This window comes from Rhizobium sp. LjRoot258 (genome assembly GCF_964254185.1).
Lineage (GTDB): Bacteria > Pseudomonadota > Alphaproteobacteria > Rhizobiales > Rhizobiaceae > Rhizobium.
In genome coordinates this window covers 1,536,794-1,553,060 of the sequence record NZ_CAXUST020000001.1, presented here as the reverse complement: position 1 = coordinate 1,553,060, position 16,267 = coordinate 1,536,794, and the positions used below count along the sequence as shown (strand labels likewise).

At 59.6% G+C, this 16,267-nt stretch carries 20 protein-coding genes; 8 read left to right on the top strand and 12 right to left on the bottom strand.

Annotated features, from left to right (window positions below):
* Nucleotides 1-47 precede the first annotated feature (47 nt).
* Nucleotides 48-440, top strand: coding sequence for a MerR family transcriptional regulator (locus tag ACSQ9D_RS07840; protein ID WP_007793852.1), 393 nt, complete (start codon nucleotides 48-50; stop codon nucleotides 438-440).
* On the opposite strand, the gene ACSQ9D_RS07835 is transcribed toward ACSQ9D_RS07840, so the two are convergent.
* Complete coding sequence (locus ACSQ9D_RS07835; RefSeq protein ID WP_436281762.1) at nucleotides 441-1,427, bottom strand: heparan-alpha-glucosaminide N-acetyltransferase; 987 nt, start codon at nucleotides 1,425-1,427, stop codon at nucleotides 441-443. It lies immediately after the preceding gene.
* Nucleotides 1,428-2,192, bottom strand: a complete 765-nt coding sequence (locus ACSQ9D_RS07830; RefSeq protein ID WP_072376404.1) for a DUF599 domain-containing protein — start codon at nucleotides 2,190-2,192, stop codon at nucleotides 1,428-1,430.
* 185 nt (nucleotides 2,193-2,377) lie between these two features.
* On the opposite strand from ACSQ9D_RS07830, the gene ACSQ9D_RS07825 reads away from it, so the two are divergent.
* Nucleotides 2,378-3,784, top strand: a complete 1,407-nt coding sequence (locus ACSQ9D_RS07825) for an L-serine ammonia-lyase (protein WP_436281761.1) — start codon at nucleotides 2,378-2,380, stop codon at nucleotides 3,782-3,784.
* Nucleotides 3,785-3,843: 59 nt separating this feature from the next.
* Entirely contained in the window at nucleotides 3,844-4,281 is a 438-nt protein-coding gene (locus ACSQ9D_RS07820; protein ID WP_037122045.1) for a DUF1489 family protein, read from the top strand.
* Here the strand turns inward: ACSQ9D_RS07820 and ACSQ9D_RS07815 are convergent, their stop codons facing one another.
* The 7 genes from ACSQ9D_RS07815 to ACSQ9D_RS07785 form a co-directional block, all read right to left on the bottom strand.
* Nucleotides 4,282-4,560: a hypothetical protein gene (locus ACSQ9D_RS07815; RefSeq protein WP_436281760.1), complete on the bottom strand. Its 279-nt coding sequence runs from the start codon at nucleotides 4,558-4,560 to the stop codon at nucleotides 4,282-4,284. It lies immediately after the preceding gene.
* 112 nt (nucleotides 4,561-4,672) lie between these two features.
* Complete coding sequence (locus tag ACSQ9D_RS07810; RefSeq protein ID WP_436283789.1) at nucleotides 4,673-6,142, bottom strand: D-alanyl-D-alanine carboxypeptidase; 1,470 nt, start codon at nucleotides 6,140-6,142, stop codon at nucleotides 4,673-4,675.
* A 119-nt stretch (nucleotides 6,143-6,261) separates the two neighbouring features.
* The gene (locus ACSQ9D_RS07805; RefSeq protein ID WP_436281759.1) at nucleotides 6,262-7,014 is read right to left on the bottom strand and encodes a hypothetical protein; all 753 of its coding nucleotides are present in this window, start codon (nucleotides 7,012-7,014) and stop codon (nucleotides 6,262-6,264) included.
* Between the two features lie 233 nt (nucleotides 7,015-7,247).
* Nucleotides 7,248-7,853 carry a transglutaminase-like cysteine peptidase gene (locus ACSQ9D_RS07800; RefSeq protein WP_436281758.1) on the bottom strand — a complete coding sequence of 202 codons (606 nt, stop codon included), beginning with the start codon at nucleotides 7,851-7,853 and terminating at the stop codon, nucleotides 7,248-7,250.
* A 375-nt stretch (nucleotides 7,854-8,228) separates the two neighbouring features.
* Nucleotides 8,229-9,197 carry a prolyl aminopeptidase gene (pip, locus tag ACSQ9D_RS07795; protein WP_436281757.1) on the bottom strand — a complete coding sequence of 323 codons (969 nt, stop codon included), beginning with the start codon at nucleotides 9,195-9,197 and terminating at the stop codon, nucleotides 8,229-8,231.
* Nucleotides 9,198-9,254: 57 nt separating this feature from the next.
* Nucleotides 9,255-9,866 (bottom strand): PilZ domain-containing protein, encoded by a 612-nt coding sequence (locus ACSQ9D_RS07790; protein ID WP_072376243.1) that lies wholly within the window; start codon nucleotides 9,864-9,866, stop codon nucleotides 9,255-9,257.
* A gap of 36 nt (nucleotides 9,867-9,902) precedes the next feature.
* A complete protein-coding gene (locus tag ACSQ9D_RS07785; RefSeq protein ID WP_436281756.1) occupies nucleotides 9,903-10,598 on the bottom strand; it encodes a PAS domain-containing protein in 696 nt (231 codons plus the stop codon).
* A gap of 296 nt (nucleotides 10,599-10,894) precedes the next feature.
* Between ACSQ9D_RS07785 and ACSQ9D_RS07780 the strand changes: the two genes are divergently transcribed.
* On the top strand, nucleotides 10,895-11,662 hold the full coding sequence (locus ACSQ9D_RS07780) for a rhomboid family intramembrane serine protease (RefSeq protein ID WP_436281755.1): 768 nt from the start codon (nucleotides 10,895-10,897) through the stop codon (nucleotides 11,660-11,662).
* Between the two features lie 103 nt (nucleotides 11,663-11,765).
* Entirely contained in the window at nucleotides 11,766-12,200 is a 435-nt protein-coding gene (locus tag ACSQ9D_RS07775) for a CBS domain-containing protein (protein WP_436281754.1), read from the top strand.
* 15 nt (nucleotides 12,201-12,215) lie between these two features.
* Here ACSQ9D_RS07775 and ACSQ9D_RS07770 read toward each other — a convergent pair whose 3' ends face one another.
* From ACSQ9D_RS07770 to folE, 3 genes are all read right to left on the bottom strand, one after another.
* A complete protein-coding gene (locus ACSQ9D_RS07770) occupies nucleotides 12,216-13,187 on the bottom strand; it encodes a patatin-like phospholipase family protein (RefSeq protein WP_436281753.1) in 972 nt (323 codons plus the stop codon).
* A 111-nt stretch (nucleotides 13,188-13,298) separates the two neighbouring features.
* Nucleotides 13,299-13,757, bottom strand: a complete 459-nt coding sequence (gene hisI / locus ACSQ9D_RS07765) for a phosphoribosyl-AMP cyclohydrolase (RefSeq protein ID WP_436281752.1) — start codon at nucleotides 13,755-13,757, stop codon at nucleotides 13,299-13,301.
* A 26-nt stretch (nucleotides 13,758-13,783) separates the two neighbouring features.
* Nucleotides 13,784-14,404 carry a GTP cyclohydrolase I FolE gene (gene folE / locus ACSQ9D_RS07760; protein WP_436281751.1) on the bottom strand — a complete coding sequence of 207 codons (621 nt, stop codon included), beginning with the start codon at nucleotides 14,402-14,404 and terminating at the stop codon, nucleotides 13,784-13,786.
* Between the two features lie 307 nt (nucleotides 14,405-14,711).
* Here folE and ACSQ9D_RS07755 point away from each other — a divergent pair, with 307 nt between their 5' ends.
* From ACSQ9D_RS07755 to ACSQ9D_RS07745, 3 genes are all read left to right on the top strand, one after another.
* Nucleotides 14,712-15,158: an iron-sulfur cluster assembly scaffold protein gene (locus tag ACSQ9D_RS07755; RefSeq protein WP_436281750.1), complete on the top strand. Its 447-nt coding sequence runs from the start codon at nucleotides 14,712-14,714 to the stop codon at nucleotides 15,156-15,158.
* A 12-nt stretch (nucleotides 15,159-15,170) separates the two neighbouring features.
* Nucleotides 15,171-15,575 (top strand): membrane protein insertion efficiency factor YidD, encoded by a 405-nt coding sequence (gene yidD / locus ACSQ9D_RS07750; RefSeq protein ID WP_436281749.1) that lies wholly within the window; start codon nucleotides 15,171-15,173, stop codon nucleotides 15,573-15,575.
* Between the two features lie 130 nt (nucleotides 15,576-15,705).
* Entirely contained in the window at nucleotides 15,706-16,230 is a 525-nt protein-coding gene (locus tag ACSQ9D_RS07745; RefSeq protein WP_436281748.1) for a DUF1697 domain-containing protein, read from the top strand.
* Nucleotides 16,231-16,267: the final 37 nt, after the last annotated feature.

The window sequence follows — 16,267 nt, the reverse complement described above, 5'->3', positions numbered from 1 at the left end:
ATTACGTAAAAGTCAATATTATCGGCTCCTTCAATGGTGGGGAACCCATGCCGGTCAGCAAATACTATAGCATAACCGAATTGACGCGCGAGTTTGGAGTATCGACGCGTACGCTCAGGTTCTACGAAGACGAAGGACTGATCCATCCCGAGCGGCGTGGACGCACGCGGCTGTTCCGTCCCGCGGATCGTCGGCTGATCCAGGAAATCCTGCGTGGCCGGCGGATCGGCTTCACGATCGCAGAAATCCGCGAGATCATCCAGGTTTATAAGGAACCTCCGGGCGAATTGGGCCAGTTGAAGCTCCTGATGAAGCGCGTCGATGAGAAGCGCGAGGACCTGCGCCAGAAGCGCAAGGATATCGACGACACTTTGACCGAACTCGACAACATCGAAGAGGCATGCCTCGGTCGTCTGGCCGACATCGGTGTCGGCACCTGATTATTGCGCGTCGGCGTTGCACTCGCTCGCCAGCGCCATGATCCGCCCGTCATCCGGCTTGAGGGCGCCAGACTGGAATTCCGTGAAGAGATTTTCCGTCTGGAGCTTGTCGAGCGTGCATTGGCAGAAGCTGCGGCATAGCGCTTCGCCTTCCTGCATCATGCACGAAGCATTGCATTGCTTCAGGTAGCTTTCGACGGGATCCGGTTTCGCGGGTGGAACGACCACGGACAGCCCGTAGGCAATAGCGATCAGCACCGGCTGGTGAATCAGGTAGAAGGCGAGGCTGTGCCGCCCGGCTTTCGCCGGCAGGCTTGAGCCCGTACCAAGCGCTGCAAGCCTCTCGAGCAGCCGCGTCCTCATGGCAAGCAGGGTCGCCGTCATGCCAAGCAGGAAAGGCGCCGCCCAGGGGAAGATTGGAACGTAGTCGTTCGATCGTTGCGGCATTTCCGCTAGGCCGATCCAGGCGAGGTAACGCGGATTGAAGATCGGCGAGCGCAGCAGATTCGGCGCAACCCAGGTATCCACAACCCATGCGGCGGTCACAGCGGCGGTCGCGGCGATGGTCACAGGCAACGGCAGGCGCAGGAAGACAAGGCCAAGCAGGCTGAGGACAGCGATGCAATGCAGAATACCGAAGAAAATCCATTCGCCAGGGAAGACGAAGCGCGTCACCACAGAGATCGCAAGGGCCGCCGCGGCGATCATCGCAAACCGTTTCCAGAACGATTGCCAGCGAATCTCTGGCTTGTTGGCGAGGACCAGACTGATTCCGACGATAAACAGGAATGTCGATGCGATCGCGCGGGCATAGAGCTTCAGCCAGCCGGTTTCAGCAGTGCCTGGGGCAAGGTAGCCCATGAACTCCATATCCCAAGTGAAATGATAGGTCGCCATCGCCAGCAGAGCGACACCGCGCGCCGTATCCAGCAAGCCGATGCGAGGCGGCTTGACGCTCGCGTATGTTTCCGTCGCCGTCGCCGTCATTCACAATCCCTCGGATGAGTCGTTGCCATCGGTCGACGGCTTGGCGCGGGGAATAGGAGAAAGGTGGAGATTTGATGGCGGATGGGCGTCCATGATCGCCAGCCGCGCCTCAGAGAAGAACTGCCGCCTCGTCAGGACGACGATGACGATCGTCGTCGTCAGAATGAAGACATAGGGATTGATGAACCAACCGAGGTAGCCGATCGAGAGGAAGATGGCGCGCAGCCCTTCATTGAAATGACCCGCCGCAATGATGTTCATGCGGATGACACGTTCCGCCGCCCGCTCTGCGGCAATCACATCCTGTTCGGTGTCACGCATCATCGGGATCGAGCCGAAAAGGATGGTGCAGTAGTTGAAGAGCCGATACGACCACCCGAACTTAAAAAAGGCATATCCGAAAAGCGCTGCAAGGCCGCCGACCTTCATTTCGAAGACGGCATGCCCGCTATGAAAGACGAAAGGCAGATCGGCAAAGACGGCGTCAACCTTCTCCGTTGCGCCCAGCAGCGCAAAGCAACTGCCTATGGCGAAGATCGACGTCGAGGCGAAGAATGCGGTGCCGTTCTGCAAGCCGGCCATGATCTGGGTATCGATCATCTTCAAATCGCGCCGCAACGAATTGTAGATCCACTCGCGCCGGCGCTCCCGCATGGCATGAGTGAGGCTGGTCCTGCCGAAGAAACTCGAGCTTTGCAGCAGGCGCGCGTAGCAAAACCAGATCGCCGCAAAGAACACCAGTGCAATGTAATCCGCTGTCGTCATCATTATATTGAATCAGGTTCCCGTCGCCGCGCCACTCTACAGATGCCGACGCATGCTGCAATGACTGGCAAGCCGCCGCGCTTCGTTTTACAGATGTCGCACGCGTGAAATGCCATGTCGGTCCATCGCAGGGATCGCGAGAGCCGGTAGCGTAGGTTTGCGCAGCAACTTTACAGGACGCAGTCATGTTCCTTTCCGTTTTCGACGTATTCAAAATCGGCGTCGGGCCTTCCAGCTCTCACACGATGGGTCCGATGACCGCGGCCAATCGCTTCCTCGATCTGATTCTGTCCAACGATTGGCCGCGCCCGACCTCTGGCGCTCAGGTCGCGTCTATGACGGTTAGCCTGCACGGTTCGCTGGCGCATACCGGGATCGGACATGGAACGGGCCGGGCCGTCATTCTCGGGCTGATGGGAGAGCAGCCGGACAGCGTCGATCCGGACGTGATGGACGGCATCATCGATCAGGTGGAGCGCTCCGGCCGCATCACGCCGCCAGGCCACCCGAGCTATGCCTTTCAACCCAAGAACGACCTGATCTTCGACAAGAAGCAGCCGCTACCCGGCCACGCGAACGGTATGTCCTTCTCCGCCTTCGATAAAGACGGTCGGATGCTTATCAAGCGTATCTACTATTCAGTCGGCGGCGGCTTCGTCGTGACTGACACCGAACTTGAACAGATGCGCGCGAAGAAGAAGACGCCCTCCGATTCACTCAAGGTTCCGTATCCTTTTGCCTCAGCCAAGCAGATGCTCGATATGGCTGCGCGCTCCGGCCTCTCGATCGCACAGATGAAGCGTGCAAACGAGGAAACGCAGCGCAGCCGCGAGGAACTGGACGCGGGTCTCGATCGCATCTGGGAAGCGATGCGATCGTGCATCGAACGTGGCCTCAAGGTCGACGGCATAATGCCGGGCGGGCTGAATGTGCGCCGCCGCGCCCGTGCGATCCACGACAAGCTGCAAGAGGAATGGCGCAGCAACCGTATCAACCCGCTGCTCGCCAACGACTGGCTCAGCGTCTACGCCATGGCCGTCAACGAAGAGAATGCGGCCGGTGGACGCGTCGTGACTGCCCCGACGAATGGCGCCGCGGGGGTCATCCCCGCAACGATCCGCTACTACGAGCATTTTCACGACGATTGGGACCAGAACGGTATCCGCGACTATCTGCTCACCGCCGGCGCCATCGGCGGGATCATCAAGCACAATGCCTCTATTTCGGGCGCAGAGGTCGGCTGTCAGGGCGAGGTGGGATCTGCGGCCGCCATGGCAGCTGCCGGCCTTGCCGCGGTCATGGGCGGCACGCCGGAGCAGATCGAGAACGCCGCCGAAATCGCGCTGGAACATCATCTTGGCATGAGCTGCGACCCCGTCGCGGGCCTCGTGCAGGTTCCCTGCATCGAACGAAATGCTCTTGGCGCAGTCAAGGCGGTTACGGCCGCATCGCTGGCGATCAAGGGAGACGGTAAGCACTTCGTTCCCTTGGATGCCTGTATCGAGACCATGCGGCAGACCGGCAACGACATGAGCGAGAAGTACAAGGAGACATCCACCGGCGGGCTTGCTGTCAACGTGGTGGAATGTTGACTTTGTGGACATGCGACTTGCCGCTTGACGCTGCCCGATAAAAGGATTTCAACGGCGGCATGGCATTGCATCTCATTAAATTGTGCGTAGGCGCGGACTCGATCGACGATCTGCGCGAATGGGTCGCCGAGCGCGCTCTCCGGGCGATTGCGGCCGGGCTTGAGCCTCATTCCGTGCATACGACGAGGATGGTCCCGAAGCGTGTCGAGGAATTACTCGACGGCGGTTCGCTTTATTGGGTCATCAAGGGGCAGGTTCAGGCGCGCCAGAAACTGCTCGACATCCAGACCTTTACCGATGGCGAAGGAATCTCGCGATGCCATCTTGTCCTGGGGCCCGAGGTCATCGAAACTGCCGTGCAGCCGAAGCGGCCTTTCCAGGGCTGGCGCTATTATCCGCAAGACGACGTGCCGCGCGATCTGAACAGCCTGGGCGAGGGAATTGCGGAAATGCCCGCGGACCTTCGCCGCGAGCTTTCTGAACTCGGCCTGCTCTGATCAGCGTAGACGGAGTGTCACCGGTGCCCGGCCTTCCGGGCAGGTGACGTGAAGATGGATGTTGGTTTCGGCCTGCGAGCAGCGCCACGCCCGTGCGCCATGGCACAGCAGCAGGTTAATCAGGTCTTTGGTCTTTGCGGATTTTGGCTTCTGCCGCTGCAATCCTACCTCTGCCAGTCGCAAAGCCGCTTCGTGTAGCGGGTGCAAACCGGCTCGCGGATTCTTGCCGGTCACCCGGCCGTGTGGCGGAAACTCCGGAACATTCTCGTTGATCGCCATTCTCATCCCCGTACGCATTACAAACCGAGTCTCAGAACTCCGTCGGATCAAACACACAGATCACGACGTTTTTGGACTGCCGCCCGCGCATATCGGGCGGCAGACCCGCTGATCACTGGGCGGTGGCCCAGCACTTCACACCAGCCCGTTTCAGGGCGTTGCAGGCGTTCACGGCAGCACGCTGGTCATCGAAGCCGCCGAAGCGTGCACGATAGCTTCCGGCGTTTGCGACCGCGAGAGGCTTCGCGGAGCGCAGAGCCTTGCCAGCCTTGTTCTTGGCGCCGTCGAGCAGATCCATTGCGCCTTCCTTGCTGCCGGAAACACCAATCTGGACGGCCCAGCCAGTTTGCTGCGGCTCCCTGGTCGATGCGGTCGTCAGTTCGTCGACAGACGTGTCGCCCTGTTCCGGCGGCATATAGACGGGTGCAGGCGTCGGCGTGGCGACAGATGCCTGTTTGACAGCCTGCGTCTTGACCTTCGTCGGCGCCGGCATTTCCTGCTGGAGCAGCGGATTGTCGGACTTCGACTTGGCGACATCGGCATAGGCGACCTGCGCGGAGGCCGTTTGATAACGGGTGTCCGGGGTCGGCGCGGGGCGCGGCGGGCTGACTTCAGGCACAGCTGAAGCGACGCGCGTTTCGGCGGCAGGTGCTGCGGCTTGCGGCGCAGTCTGGGCGATCAGATCGGAGGAGCCGCCACGGCTAGACGCTTTCGGTAGATAGGTTGCAATCAGCTTGCGCATCTGATTGTCACGGGCAGGGGTCGAGGCGCCGCCGAGAACAACACCGACGATCGACTTGCCATCGACCTGAACGGAGCTCACCAGGTTGAAACCAGCCGCACGCGTATAGCCGGTCTTGATGCCGTCGACGCCGCGCACAGAACCAACGAGACGATTGTGGCTACGGATGACACGGTTGCCGAACTTGAAGCTCTGCGTGGAGAAATAGCCGTAATACTGCGGAAAATGCTGGCGAAGTGCGATACCGAGGCGGGCCTGATCGCGCGCGGTCGTCATCTGGGCGGTATTCGGCAAGCCGTTGGCATTGCGATAGGTCGTGCGCGTCATGCCGAGCGCGTGCGCCTTTGCCGTCATCACCTGCGCAAAGCGATCCTCCGTGCCGGCAAGCAATTCACCAAGAGCCGTCGATGCGTCGTTGGCTGAAAGCGTCACAAGGCCGAGGACCGCCTGTTCGACGGTGATCGTACCGCCTGGACGCACACCGAGCTTCGTCGGCGCCTGGGCGGAAGCGTGTGCGGAGAAGGGAACCGACGTATCGAGACGGATGCGACCCTGTTCCAAGGCTTCGAAGGTCAGGTAGAGCGTCATCATCTTCGTGAGAGATGCCGGATACTGCAGGCGATCCGCGTTCTCACTGTAGAGAACATTGCCGGTCTTCGTATCGACGACGATGCCCGCATATTTCGAGTTGGCGGCCTCTGCGTCGGCATTGACCGAGTCGACCATGACGATACTGGCGGCCAAAGAAAGCGCCGTGATCGCCTTTACCAAAAAACTGCGGGATAGCGATGAAAATACGGAGGAGACTGACCTTGACACTATTCTACTCTTCGCTTGCATTTCGGACATTGGAGAGATCGCCCGCCCTCCCGGCACGATCGTTCTCTCTCGGCAAATTATCTGTCCGGGGTTACCAATCCGTTTATGATTAATCGTTTCTTTCGCCACATCGGATCATTCTAGCGACGTGTCGCAGAAGCGTTCACAAGTCGCGCCTCCACGAAATGGCGAATAGCGGCATCAATATGGTCCCAATCAGGCAGATGCCTGCTCGAGAACCGGTAAAGCACAGTTAAATCGCGGCCGACTTTGATGTCGCGCTGGCAATCGCCGCTAGTCGCCGTCTGCGGTGTCGACGGAAAGGCGCAACGCACGACGTAATCAGGGGCACCGGCGCGTGGCGCGGTCAACAGAACCTCGTCGGCATAGCCTGCGTCCGCGCGCAGGCGATGCAGCGTCATTCCATTGGCGAAAGGCACGCCGTCGCCCTTCATCAGATGCGAATAGATCGGCTCGAGGCGCCCGGACATATCCCGCGACATCGTGCTCTGCGCGATCTGGAGGAAGATCAGTCCTGACGACTGGGCCACATCGTCGAAACGCTCGCGATGCTCCTTGCTGTAGCCCTGCATTTCAGGCCAGGTGAGGTAGAGGTCCGCCCGTTCCGACATGCCGTCTCTCCGCTGACTGAGGAACCGCAGCGTGTTTTCAGGAAGACGCAGCGTATCGCGGCCGATCGTCAGGGTTATCGCTGCCGTTGAGGCCGTATTGCCGGCGAGCGATATCCGCGCCCCGAACCAGCGACCGCCAAAACTGATGACGAGCGTCAACGCCGCAAGACAAGCGATGATGACCGTAAGGCGGATGACGAAACCTGTCGAAAGGAGAGGCGTTTCCTGGATCTCGTGGGCAGTCTGCACGGTATGGTTCATGGCGACTTTCGGATGTCAGACCGCCGCGATGAGAACAGGAGTCGCCGGTGTCGATGGTGAATGTGCCGATGATCCGGCCGCAGTGGTTAACGGACAATTAAGCCTCGCGCTAAAGCGCCCGAAAAACGAGCCGCTCCCGGGACAGCGGGAGCGGCTCCATGGCGCCGGTCTGGGACGGGGATGCGGGGGACGACCGGAGCCGTATCGTTGTCGCCGGTCGATCCGGCGACAGCTTACTTGACGCTGCCGACTGCCACTGCGCGACCGTCCTGCAGCTTGACCCAGCGGGTCGGATCTTCAGCGGACTGGCGCTTCAGGAACGTGTATTCGGTATCGGCCCAAAGCATGACTTTGTTGCGCATGTTGTCGAGAATGAAATCGCCGCGGTCAGTGCGGACGGTCAGCACAGCATGGCCTTCGCCGTTCGGCTGCAACACGACGGTCATGAGCAGATCGGAAGGTGAAAAACCGGCATCGATCAGCATTTTCCGCTTCAAGAGCGCATAGTCCTCACAGTCGCCAACGGTGCGCGGATAGGCCCAGCGCTCTTCGACGCCGTAGATTTCCTTGTCGGTGAGTGGCGTGATGGTCGAGTTGACCTGGTAATTGACCTTGAGGACCGTCTTCCAGCGGTCTTCGGTCAGAAGGAGCTCGCCCTGATCGCCGGCTGCATTGGCGCAATCGGTAGGCAGTTCCTTGCAGAATTGATAGGCGCCGATCGGCGGGCTTGCGTTGCCAAGAACCGTCATGTTGAGGGGGGTCGCTTGTCCCGAACCCACCATCGCGATCAACATCGCACCGGCGGCCAGACCGCCTTTGATGAAAGTTGCTATCGTCATTTATCGTCTCCCCGTTGTGAGGAGAACCTGACACAGACGTTTTTATTCGGCGCAAAATTACGCAGTTAAATTAAAGACTTAGTTGATTCAAACACGCAGAGAAATCGACTAAAAACAGAATCAAATGCACCTAAAATTCGAAGCGCTTTCGCGCTAATTTTGATTAAAATTGTTGCTTCCTCGGAAAGGCGTTCCGGCCGTGTTGTCGGAGCATTTTGGGACAAGTTATTAACGGGGCGGCCAGGCCCGGAATTTTGGGAAGCCTTTATTTACTATCCGAGTTGGCCGCCACGCCGGCGCTAGCTTCGATCGAAACCGAGGAACTGGCTGTGAAATTGGCCGATTGGAACGCCAGTTTCGGCTGCGGTAGCAGAATTATTTTTGAGGAATTTTGCGAAGAGCGTCTATTGCATCGACAATGGCGCCTGCCAAACCCTCGTGCGACGCCGAATGGGCGGCATTCTCTACGATAACAAGCCTGCTTTGCGGCCAGGCTTTCGACAATTCCCATGCCGTCACGAGTGGCGCCTCGAGGTCCAGCCGCCCCTGAACGAGCACGCCGGGTATGCCCACCAGTCTTTCTGCATTGCGTAGCAGGACGCCGTCGTCCAGCCAGGCGAGATTGCGGAAGTAGTGCGTGATGATCCGAGCCCGTGTCAGCAGGTAGCGAGGATTTTGCCAGCGACGAGGAAGCCCCATCGGATCAGCGAGGAGGATAGAAGCCGCCTCCCAATCGTGCCAATTGCAAGCAGCCTCAAGGCGAATGTCGACGTCGGGCGAGTTGAGAAGACGGTGATAGCCCTCAAGGACACCGAGCTGCCTGAAATCGGCGGGAAGCGCGTTCAGCAGATGGTCCCGTTCCATCGGAAAGAGGCTGGCCATTCCATGTGTGAGCCACTCGATTTCCGACGGGCGCGTGGTGGTGACGCCGGCAAGCACGAGCTCGCGGATGCACGCTGGATATGTCTGTGCGTAGGCAAGCGCCAGCGTCGAACCCCACGAGGTGCCGAGCAGCAACCAATTCGTCACCTGCAGCTGACGTCTCAGTTTCTCGATGTCTTCGACGAGATGCCAGGTCGTATTGGTCCCAAGGTCGGTCGCCATGTCGGCAGCGTTCGGCAGGCTGCGACCGCAATTGCGCTGATCGAAGAGGACGATGCGGTAAACAGACGGGTCAAAATAACGGCGAGCAAATGTTGAACAGCCGGAACCCGGTCCTCCATGAAGATACAGTGCCGGCAGGCCATCGGGATTGCCGCAGGCTTCCCAATAGACCTGCTGCCCGTCGCCCACATCAAGGAGCCCGTGCTCGTAAGGTTCTTTTTCCGGATAGATAATCGTCATACGCCACCTGTTCGGGCAGCCTCATGCATTAGGCGCGCGACGCGACTGTGACAGCAATCAGAGAAATTCGCGCAGCGTTTCCCGCGATTGGATCGACAGGAACTCGATCGCCACACCTTCCACGAAATGGCGCACAACGCGGCCGCGCATATTGCCGAGACGGAGAGGCGTCCCAATCGGCGGACGCACCTCGACATCGACTGCGGCGCCGGAAAGCGACAAGTCCATGATGCGGCAGCTGTAGCGGGCGCCGTCTTCCAAGGTGATTTCGGTCTTGGTCTCACGCGGCGTCAGGCGGTCGTGGCGGCGGTCTTCCGGAAGGCCGAGCTCATGCTTGTTTGCGAGCCAGGTGAGCTGCGCCGCGAGCTTCTCGCGCTTACGTTCGGTCGCGTGGATCGACATGGAGAAACCACGACCGTCGACCGTCTGCACATAGCCTTCGACGCGTCCGAGGTGGTCGATGTAGGCCACGACACGCTCATTGGCGCGAGGACGCCCCTGGCAAGTCACGTACATGTCGCCCGGCGACATGTCGATCACCAGGCACTCAAATTCCTCGTAGTTCGCCAGCATCAGCCGGCCCTGCATGTTAATGGGTACGCGTTGAAAGGCACCTTGTTCGAGGCGAGGCGCAGTCCGTTGCGTCTGAACTTGCTGGAACGCGTGCATCAAAGGGCTTCTTCATAAAATACAACCGGCCGATCATTACCCGCAATCCCTTAACAGAAGGTTGTTCAGGTTCGTCCTCTGCGTACGCAATTGGTTGTGTCGAACCGGAACACCAGGAGCGTCGGCTTCAACAAATAGACTAGACATGACGCGTCGCATCGTATCCGCGATCGAGGGTGGGCGCGCGTACAGCGTGTGCTGGTCGTCGAACTCCGTGTCATCAGGCTCCTCATCGCCGCCAAGCCGTTCGTGCAGCAATCGACTGCGATCGAGAGCGAGGAACTGGAGCGGCACGACTTCGAGCCAGCTTATCGCGGCGGCGGGAGCGATGGCGCCCAGCAGCTTGTCGCATTCGCCGTCCTCGGAGCGTAGCGGCAGCAGGATAATTTCGAAGCAGGCACGATGACCGGCTGCAGTGAAACCGGTGGCGTTGAGCAATGCGGGGATCGCGTGCGTCATGACGCCGGCCGCTGTGTTTTCGATATCGTCGTTCGCATGCGCCCAGAGTTCGGAAAACGGGGCGCCACCGAGATCGCGACCAAAGAGATCGCAAATGCGCGTTCCGGCAAGACGAAACGCGACGCGACCCGAGTCGCTTGTTTCGAGGAGAAACACACTCGACAGAATTTGGCGCAAATCCGTTGGCTCGACCTGCGATCTCAGCGGCGCAAGGTCCTGGCCGCGGAGGCGATTCCAATATTCGAATAGGTCGATCGTGGTTTTGAGACGCATTACGGCACCAGCTGTTTCACTTTGGATCAAAACACAGCCGTCATGGCCGTGTAGTCTGATGCCGTGCGTATTTCGTGCCAACTCGCGGCAGTTAAGGTTAAGGAAGGGTTTCGATTGAGCCGCCAGCCGTGCCGTGGCAGTGTTTCCTCATCGCTTCCTGCCTTCGGGAAGTTCAGCACGGACTGTCGGGCGCGGGTCTATCCCCACACGCTCGAAGGCCGTCCGGTCTTTGCCGGACGGCTTTTTTTTTGAGCTTTCGTCCTGTAAGGCTGTGCCGCAATCAAGCGAGGACGAAGATGAACGAGCACTCGGTCGAGCCGCAAGCGGCGATGGAGCCTCCGGCGCCGCCGCCGTCGCCCATCTTCAACCTTCCAGGCCCGGTGCTTGCAGCACTTGCGCTATTGGGGCTGATATACGCCGTCCAGTCACTGTTTCTATCTGGCAACGGTCTCGACTGGCTGTTCTTCAATTTCGGCTTCATTCCGTTGCGGTACATCACGCCGTTGTCGGAGCAGGGCCCGCAACTTCTCTGGACGCCGATCACCTATTCGCTCCTTCACGGCAGCACAGAGCATATCGTTTTCAACGGGCTATGGCTGATGGCCTTTGGCACGCCGGTGGCGCGCCGAATTGGCGCGTTCCGATTTGTCACCTTCTGGGTGCTATCCGCGATCGCGTCGGCCGCTCTCCATGCGGCCTTGAATTGGGGAGAGGCCACGCTGCTGATCGGCGCGTCCGGCGTGGTGTCCGGCCTGATGGGCGCCGCCTGCCGCTTTGCATTCCCACCCCAACAGCGGATTGCCCGGCCGGCCCATCTCAATGCGCGTCTTTCGATGCTCGAAGCGTTTCGCAGCCGCACGGTCGTCGCATTCATTCTCTTCTGGTTCGTGGGCAATCTGCTGATTGCTGTCGGCGTCCCGTTGATCGGCGACGGGTCACAGGCAATCGCCTGGGACGCCCACATCGGAGGGTTCATTTTCGGCTTCGTTCTCTTCGGTCTTTTTGACCGGAAGCCGCCCGAGGAGCCGCTAACTTCAGAGACATCGGATATATTGCAATCTTGAGGATTGGAGTGCACCATTCGAACTGATCCGTGATGGGAGGAGAGACCGCCGCGGATGCCTGTGATCAGTTGAAGTGCTTCACTTTCGACATAGGAGGTTCAAAATGTCCAATTCAGTCAAGGCCATACTCGACGCAAAGGGCAGGGATGTCGTAACCGCCGGGCCTGACACGACCGTTTCCGAAGCGGCTGTGATTCTCAGCAAGAAAAAGATCGGCGCTATCGTCATCGTCGGGATGGAGAACAAGATTTCCGGGATTTTCACGGAGCGCGATGTCGTGCACGCGATCGCCAAGGCGGGAGCAGCCTGTCTCGATCAGCCCGTTGCCTCAATGATGACCGCAAAGGTCTACCGGTGCCATGAAGATTCAACCGTGAACGACCTGATGGGGCTGATGACAAGCCGCCGCTTCCGCCACGTGCCGGTTGAAACGAACGGCAAGCTCGCCGGTATCATCTCGATTGGCGACGTCGTGAAGACGCGTATCGCGGAAGTCGAACTGGAAGCCGAGCAGATCAAGGCCTACATCGCCGGCTGAATGCTTCGCCGGTGCCTAGAGGGAGCCGGCGAATATTTCCTGCATCCGTTTCAGCTCAGGAAGCCTCAGCTTGGCTTCATCGTAGCCGCGCTCGATCGCTTCTCCAGCGCGATGGAATTCCGACAGGCCGATATCGCCGAGGCGCGGTTGAAGCGATAAATCCGGCGGATCGCCCGCAAGGCGCGCACGCGCTATCCTGTCCTGGATGATGTTGAAAGCCTGCACCATCACACCGGTCATGCCGAGCCTGGCATAGGGCACCTCTTCGCGCCGATGCACTTCAGACGGCGAGAGGGTGGCATTGTGCCGGACGACGGCTGAGCGACCATAAAGATCGTAGTTCAGGTTGACGGCGACCACGAGCGGTTGCTCATAGGCGCGGCAGACGGAAACAGGAACCGGGTTGACCAGCGCGCCGTCGACGAGCGTCCGTTGATTGCTGCGAATGGGTTCGAAAATGCCGGGCAGGGCATAGGAGGCGCGAAGCGCCGTGATCAATGAGCCGTTGGCGATCCAGACCTCATGCCCGGTGTTTACCTCGGCGGCAACAGCCACGAACGGCCGGTCCAGATCTTCGACATTCAGGCCTTCCAGATGCTCCTGCATGCGTTTCGTCAGCCGCATGCCGCCGAACAAGCCACTGCCGCCGATTGTGAGGTCAAGCAGGCTGGCAATGCGCCGCATCGTCAGCGAACGGGCGAAGCCTTCGAGTTCGTCGAGCTTGCCGGCCAGATAGCATCCACCGACGAGGGCGCCGATTGAGGTTCCGGCGACCATGCCGATCTCGATGCCTTCTTCATCCAAGGCGCGCAGAACGCCTATATGGGCCCAACCGCGTGCGGCGCCGCCGCCGAGCGCGAGAGCAAGCTTGGTTTTTTTGGGAGTAGGCTCGGGAGTGACGGGGACGCTCATATCTGGCGATGCGGGAGTGCTGGTGCTGGACGTGCCTGCCTCAGAGCTTTGGCGGTACAAACCCCAATTTAGCATGGCTCGCCTCCCTCCCGGCAAACAATCAAGTGAGTATATTAGTGTCCCGTCTCCCTTTCCAATTCGTATATAGGCGTAGCTTTTGGCCCAATAAGTGGCAATTGCCCGTTCTTATGACTCTTTTCCGTAAACTTCATTCGGGTCGAACTGGAGCTCGTCATCGACGATTTCGAGCATCGGCTTGCCGTCTTCGAGGTTGACGGTTCTATAGAAGCAGGACCGGCGGCCGGTGTGACAGGTTGCATCGTGGCCAGCTACCTCGACCTTCAGCCAGATGGCATCCTGATCGCAATCCGTCCGGATTTCCTTGACCATCTGGGTGTTGCCCGACGTTTCGCCCTTGATCCACAGCTTGCCGCGCGAGCGGCTGAAGTAGTGAGCCTTCCCCGTCTGTATGGTCAGGGCGAGGGCCTGTGCATTCATATGCGCCACCATCAGCAACTCGCCATCGGTGGCATCGGTGACGATCGCAGTGATCAGGCCGCGATCGTCGAACCGCGGCGTGAAGTCGCCCGCGTCCTCGAGTTCGGATTTGTCGTCGGACGGTGCATTGAATGCAAAGGGCATCATCGCGGCTTTCTTAATCGAAGCCGTAGTCAGCGGCTCCGGACCATGGTCATGAATCGGGCTTGATCAGCCGGCTCAGTTTTGAACGTTCCGGTAAATGTTGTCGTCAATGTGGTCGAGCCCTGCTTTTGCACGCCGCGCATCGCCATGCACATGTGTTCAGCCTCGATCATGACTGCAACGCCGCGCGGCGCCAGCGTGTCGTCGATGGCCTTGGCAATCTGGGCGGTCATAGTTTCCTGAGTTTGCAGGCGGCGGCCGTAGATCTCGACGACGCGGGCGATCTTCGAAAGGCCGAGCACCTTGCCGTCGGGCATGTAGGCGACATGGGCCTTGCCGATGATCGGAACCATGTGGTGTTCGCAATGGGAGAAGAAGGGAATGTCCCTCACCAGGACCATATCGTCATAGCCGGCGACCTCTTCGAAGGTGCGGCCAAGCACGTCTTCCGGGTCCATATCATAGCCGGCGAAAAGTTCGCGATAGGCCTTGGCCACGCGAGCCGGAGTATCCAGCAGACCTTCTCGCGACGGATCGTCGCCGGCCCAACGCAAGAGCGTGCGGACCGCGTCCTCAGCTTCTTTTTGGCTGGGCCGATCGGCTTCTAGATCGGAGGGCGTCTGGGGAAAATTCTTGATGATGGCGTCCATATGTAACAGTCTCCTGGTCCGCTTTTGCGGACCGTCTTTCGGACTAGCCACTGGCAATTCCACTCAAGGGAATTCATGCACCTTTGGCAGGCTCCGGGGCTTTCAGGGCTGGAATTGCTGCCCTTCCGGCACGGTTTCCCAATCAAACTTAGCCGAGGCCATTGCATTTTACTGGCCTTCGAACGACATACATATAGGAAAACGGCATCCTTATGTAAGTCTCCCGGCACGACACGCTGTGTTTTTCTTTTGTGCTACAATGAGTTTTGAGGCGCCGATCCGCATGAATTCTGGAGCGGAATCCACGATGGACGATATCTACAACAGCAAAATCCTCGAATTTGCGGGCAACATTCCGCTGATCGGCAGCCTGCCGGATGCGGACGCCAGCGCCCAGGCGCATTCCAAGCTCTGCGGCTCCAAGGTCAAGATCTGGCTAAAGATGGATGGCGAGACGGTGACCGGATTTGCGCATGACGTCAAAGCCTGCGCGCTTGGACAGGCATCCTCTTCGATCATGGCGCGCCATGTCGTCGGCGCGAACGCGAGGGAATTGCGCAAGGCGCGCGAGGACATGCTGGTGATGCTGAAGGCGGACGGCGAGGGCCCGGAAGGCCGGTTCGAGGACATGCGCTATCTCCGCCCCGTGAAAGATTACAAGGCACGACATGCTTCCACGATGCTGACCTTCGACGCCGTCGTCGATGCAATCGGCCAGATCGAAGCCAGACGCGCCGAAACCGTCGAGGCCTGAGCGGCAACACCGATGTGCGAGTTCTGCTCCATAAGCCGAGATGATGACGAAGACGAAGGTGGCGCCGCCGCACCGCGCCAGCGAACAACCCTCCACTCCCGTAACTATTCCGGCCCGTTTCGCAAGACGCCCGGCAGATTGCTCGGTATGGGATTCATCCGCCTCTATCAGCTGACGCTCTCCGGCTTTGTCGGCAATTCCTGCCGGCACATCCCGACCTGCTCGGAATATGGCTACGAGGCGGTCGCGCGGCATGGGCTGTGGAGCGGTGGATGGATGACATTGTTTCGCGTCGCACGCTGCGGGCCGGGGGGCACGAGCGGGCTCGACCCGGTCCCCGACCAGCTCGGTGCGCGGTTGCACTGGTGGACGCCCTGGCGCTATTTCGCGCTCGGGCGCAAGCGGGCTGAGAGATGACGGCGGGCGCATTTCAGGTATTTCGCCGTCGCCATGAAGTCGCCGATGCCTTGGCCAGGCGTGTCGATGCGACTGCATTCGAACGCGTCCTTGCAAACCTTCCGGACGGAGCAGCGGAGTTCTGGAAGGCATGATCTACGTTGCACTGCTGCACAGTATCGTGCTTGCGCCCGGCCGCCGGGTCGTGATGTCTGACCTTCGCGACATGGCAACTGACGTCGGTTGCCGAAATCCGAGAACGCTGGTCTCAACCGGCAACATCGTTTTTGAGGCAGACGGAACACAACTCTGCGATATCGAGGCAAGGCTGGAAGCAGCGTTCAATGCACGGTACGGCAAGCCGGTCGATATCATTGTGCGCAGAGGTGTCGACTGGCTGAAGCTTGCGGGCTCGAATCCGTTTCCGGACGGCGAGGGCAGCCAAGTCATCGTACGGGTGATGCGAAGACCACTCACCCCTACGGCCATCGATACGCTTCGAGCTTATGCCAATCCGCAGCAGCGCCTCGCGATCACGGATGGCGACCTCTGGATTGATTTTGCCGGCAAACCGAGCGACTGGAAGCTGCTTTCTGCACTGACAACCAAGCGCATGGGCGTCGGCACGCTGCGAAACTGGAACACCGTTCGCGGCCTTGCCGAAATGATCGGCTGAGCTGCCTTTTTCTTTACTCAAGCAGCAAATCTCGGTA